Source organism: Stenotrophomonas sp. 2YAF22 (assembly GCF_052114665.1).
Taxonomy (GTDB): Bacteria; Pseudomonadota; Gammaproteobacteria; order Xanthomonadales; family Xanthomonadaceae; genus Stenotrophomonas; species Stenotrophomonas indicatrix.
Genome location: NZ_JBFRFE010000404.1, coordinates 1 through 4,005, shown reverse-complemented (window position 1 = coordinate 4,005; position 4,005 = coordinate 1). Strand labels below are relative to the sequence as shown.

Genomic DNA, 4,005 nt, shown 5'->3' with positions numbered 1-4,005 from the left:
GTTCGGTGCGATGCCGTAGTTGTAGCCGGCACCGATGCGCCACTGGTCGACATCATTCTTGAAGGTGTCGGTTTCCTGCTTGCTGTAATCACCGAAGATGTGGAAGTTCGGGTGCACGGCAACCGAGCCCTTCACGCCCCAGCCATCAGCGTCGCCGCCCTTGGCATCGGTGTTCACGTAGCCGCCTTCAACGTAGTTGTACGACAGGCCATCGGCAGCCGATGCGGCGAACGGCAGCGCGGCCAACAGACCCAGGGCAAGCAGCGAATTCTTGATCATCGGGATACACCTTTCATTATTTTGGTTTCGTCGAACGCCCCTCGGGAGGGGAGGGAGGAGAGGCGTTCGACAGGTGTGAATTATCCGTTTGTTGATGAAATCGGCCCTGAATATTGAACTGACCGGTACATGAATGAGGTTCCTGTTCAGGGAACTCTCGATGCGCCGTGTAGTAGCTCGCTGGATGCACGCCGACCTGCCGAGCCGCTTCGGTCATTGATCGCACGGGAGGACTGCACGCACGGGAGCGCGGTGCGCGCGTCGATGTTGTGCGCCACGCTCATCTGCAGCCATTGAGAGGAACGACATGAGTCGGCTTCAGGCTGATGAATTGGAGAGATTGAAGTGGCACAAGGACATCAACCGATGCAGCAGAGCTCGCTTGTTCCCGCTTGTTAAGGATTGCTGATTGCGCGACCTTCACAGGCCATCCACGTCTTCCAACTGCAGCTGAAAGCACTTCGCAGCGGCGGGAACAAACGCCGCTATATTCCAGTCTCCCCAGACGAAGGAGGGAGTGGAATGTTCCTGACCAAGCAGCAAATCAACGCGGCACGTGCCGTCACCGTAGCCATCGTTGCTACCGTAAGCCTCGGTGCTTGCGCCACCTACAAAGACGAATTTGCAACGATCAACTCGCGTCTCGACCAGCTCGACGTGAAGGTGCAGGGCGCGGCGCAGAGCGCCGAATCCGCCAACCAGTCTGCACAGCAGGCCAACCAGCGTCTGGATCAGATCGAAGGCCGCGTGCAGCAGCTCGAAAGGGTCCCCGGCCGCAAGCCGCGCGGGTAACCGCTCTCCCACCCACTTTGATGAACGCTTGAACCAGACACCAGTGGCCTTCACCGGCCACTGGTGTCTTTCAGCCTCTCGGTCGTCATCCGAAGGAGCCGTCCCATTCGTACGTACTCACTCCCTGCACGCCGGGCCGTATCGGCCACGCTGGCCATCGCGCTGGCACTGGCAGGAACCGGCGCAGCCAGCGCCAGGAACGCCAAGGAAGCCAAGGACGCACCCGCGGAAACGGCGACCGCAGCTGATGAACTTCCGCAGGGCCAGGAAGTGTCCGATACGGTGATTGAACTGGCCGGCTGGGTCGTGGCCAGCAAGGACAACCAGGGCTATCCGTTCGCGATCATGGACAAGGCGGCTGCGCAGGTCCTGGTCTTCGGCGGTGACGGCAAGCTGCGCGGCGCAGCGCCAGCGCTGTTTGGTTCGGCCATCGGCGATCACTCGGCACCCGGCGTCGCCAAGCTCGCATTGAGCGCGATTCCCGGCCACGACCGCACCACCCCGGCTGGTCGTTTCATTGGCGCCTATGGCCCGTCCGAGGACGCCGGACGCGTGCTGTGGGTGGACTACGATTCCGCCGTGTCGATGCACCCGCTTCCCCCGGGCACCCCGAAAGAGAAGCGCAGCGAACGACTGGCATCGGCCACACCGGACGACAACCGTGTCACCCACGGCTGCATCAATGTCTCGCCCGGGTTCTACGAGCAGATCGTGCATCCCACGTTCGAGAAAGGCGGCGTGTTCTACGTGCTGCCGGACAAGGACTCGATCGAAGAAACGTTCCCGGAGTTCGCGCAGAGTCGCGCGGCTGCGAAGGACGTGGATGAAAAAGACGAGCGACACGCCCGCAAATGAAACCCGGTTGAAGGCTGCGGACGTGGTCGCGGCAGACCGTTACGGAAGCTCCAGCCTGGGCATCTTGAACGTGAACAAGGTGCCGGCGGCCGCACTGGACTCCACCTCCAACGTGCCGCCATGGGACCGCGCGATCTCCGACGCAATGTAGATGCCGAGGCCGAGACCCGGCCGCGGACGCTCACTCTTTTCACGTGAGAATGGGCTGAAAATCGCGTCCAACCTCGCTGATGGAATGTGTCCCTCGTTGTGTACGTCGAGCGTGAGCATTTCCGGCTCGGAGTGAACGGTCAGCGTAATCGGGGACGAGCGCTCTCCGTGTACCGCTGCATTGGTGAGCAGGTTGGCCAGGAGCTGTGCCAATCTGCTCGGGTCGCAGACCACGTCGTCGTCTATCTTTATGTGGACCTTGATGTCCTGGCGGCCAGTGGCGATTGCCACCTCTTCCACAACCCGTTTCAGGTCTTCTTCCAGCGTGCTTGTCAGCTGCAGCGCGATGGGAATGCCGCCGCCCAGACGTCCCCTGGCGAAATCAAGCACGTCGTTGATCAGTCCGTCCATTCTGGCAACGCCGGAGGTGATGTGCGCGAGCATCCGTTGCTGGCGCTCAGTGCCCGCCTCACATGCCAGCGAATCTGCGGCGATGCTGATGGCCTGCAGCGGACTGCGCAGGTCATGACCCAGCACGGCAATGAACTGGTCGCGCAGGTCGGCGACACGATGCGCGTCGGAGAGCGCCGTTTCCGCTCGCACAAGGCGATCTTCCTTGTCGAGGTAGCTTCCTACCAGATCGGCCAGCAGCTCCATCGATCTCTGCACGTGGGCCACGTCGAAGCTGGCCGGTGCCGAATCAATCGCGCRGAGTGTGCCGAAGAAGCTTCCGTCCGGCCGATGGATGGGAACGGACGCATAACTCTCAAGCCCGTAGATCCGCGGCGTGTGATGCGTGGCGTAAACCGGGTGCTTGCTCGCATGCGCAAATACCACCGACGTCGCCGACTGCCTGATCTCATCGCAGATGGTTGTCTCGAGCACCAGTTGGCCACCGGGAACAAGCCCAAACCCCAGGGTGTCGAACGTGGCGCAGGCGGTCCAGGTGGTCTGGGTCACGCGGGCAATGGCCGTGAATCGGGAGCCCGTGATGTGGGCGACGGTCTCCAGGATTCGCGGCACGGCCTGGATTCGACCAATCTCGGCGATGTCGTCCAGCAGATGGGGGTCCGTCAGCTTCTGCATGGTCGCTCGTCCGGTGGGCAGCGCATCATCCCATGGAACCGCTGTTTAGGTTGATGCGAGGGAAGCGGGCACTTCGGGCTGGGCAGATCGGCCAGCAGTGCTTACAGCTCGCCTTCGACCCAAGGCGGCACTTGGCAGAAGCAGATATGGATCTACTTCCAAAGGTTGAAGAGTGTTTCGATCTCGACGGCCATGGGCCCCGTCGTCGGCGTCGGCGCCAACTGGAAGGCGGGCATCAGGCACGCCTGCCGCGCCCGGGTCCTATTTTCTACACCTCATCCGCTCAATCTCATTCAGGACTTGCTTGTCTAATGAACCGAAGTCGCCCGGAATTTCCTTCTCTGTGAAGAAGGAATAAGTGACACCAAAGTCTTCCCCATGGAGCACACGACTGCAGGAAACACTGCCCAACGTGTCGCAGGATGCCATTAGCTCATCGTCATCCATGGGGCGTGTGGCGCCACGTGCGCTCGAGCGCCATACGAAAATGTGGCTCTTGTCGCCACCGTCGGGAACGGCAAGCAATCCCTTCTCCAGCATCTTCGCTTCTTGCCAGCCTTCAATAGCGCTCGTACGCAGATAGGATCCTTGGGGAAGATCGCCAAACCTTCTCCCGGGAAAGTACGATTTGGCTACCACCGCTACCGAGATCAAGTTATCGGGGCCGATACAAGCCTCGCTATGGGTGGAGTAACAGCCATGCAGCGTAAGGCCGCCGGCCACAGGTTCCTGATGACCCCGCCGGGAAGGCGTCGCATCTAGATCGCCAGGAATGCAAAAGTCGGTCTTCGCACCATCGACACGATATGAAGTGGGCGAATCCACGCACCCGGACCCAAGAGC

The 4,005-nt window shown here is 61.1% G+C and carries 4 protein-coding genes and 1 pseudogene; 2 read left to right on the top strand and 3 right to left on the bottom strand.

Annotation, left to right across the window (positions count from 1 at the left end):
• A pseudogene (locus AB4Y84_RS15380) lies at window positions 1-276 on the bottom strand (Ax21 family protein); the annotation flags it as partial.
• Between the two features lie 525 nt (window positions 277-801).
• Between AB4Y84_RS15380 and AB4Y84_RS15375 the strand changes: the two are divergent.
• Together AB4Y84_RS15375 and AB4Y84_RS15370 are read left to right on the top strand one after the other, a co-directional pair.
• Window positions 802-1,071, top strand: coding sequence for a hypothetical protein (locus AB4Y84_RS15375; protein ID WP_025875897.1), 270 nt, complete (start codon window positions 802-804; stop codon window positions 1,069-1,071).
• A 156-nt stretch (window positions 1,072-1,227) separates the two neighbouring features.
• Entirely contained in the window at window positions 1,228-1,926 is a 699-nt protein-coding gene (locus tag AB4Y84_RS15370; RefSeq protein ID WP_442244040.1) for a hypothetical protein, read from the top strand.
• 39 nt (window positions 1,927-1,965) lie between these two features.
• Here the strand turns inward: AB4Y84_RS15370 and AB4Y84_RS15365 are convergent, their stop codons facing one another.
• Window positions 1,966-3,162, bottom strand: a complete 1,197-nt coding sequence (locus tag AB4Y84_RS15365; RefSeq protein WP_442250386.1) for a GAF domain-containing sensor histidine kinase — start codon at window positions 3,160-3,162, stop codon at window positions 1,966-1,968.
• Between the two features lie 261 nt (window positions 3,163-3,423).
• Window positions 3,424-4,005: hypothetical protein (locus tag AB4Y84_RS15360; protein WP_442250385.1), on the bottom strand; the 582-nt coding region annotated here is incomplete at its 5' end.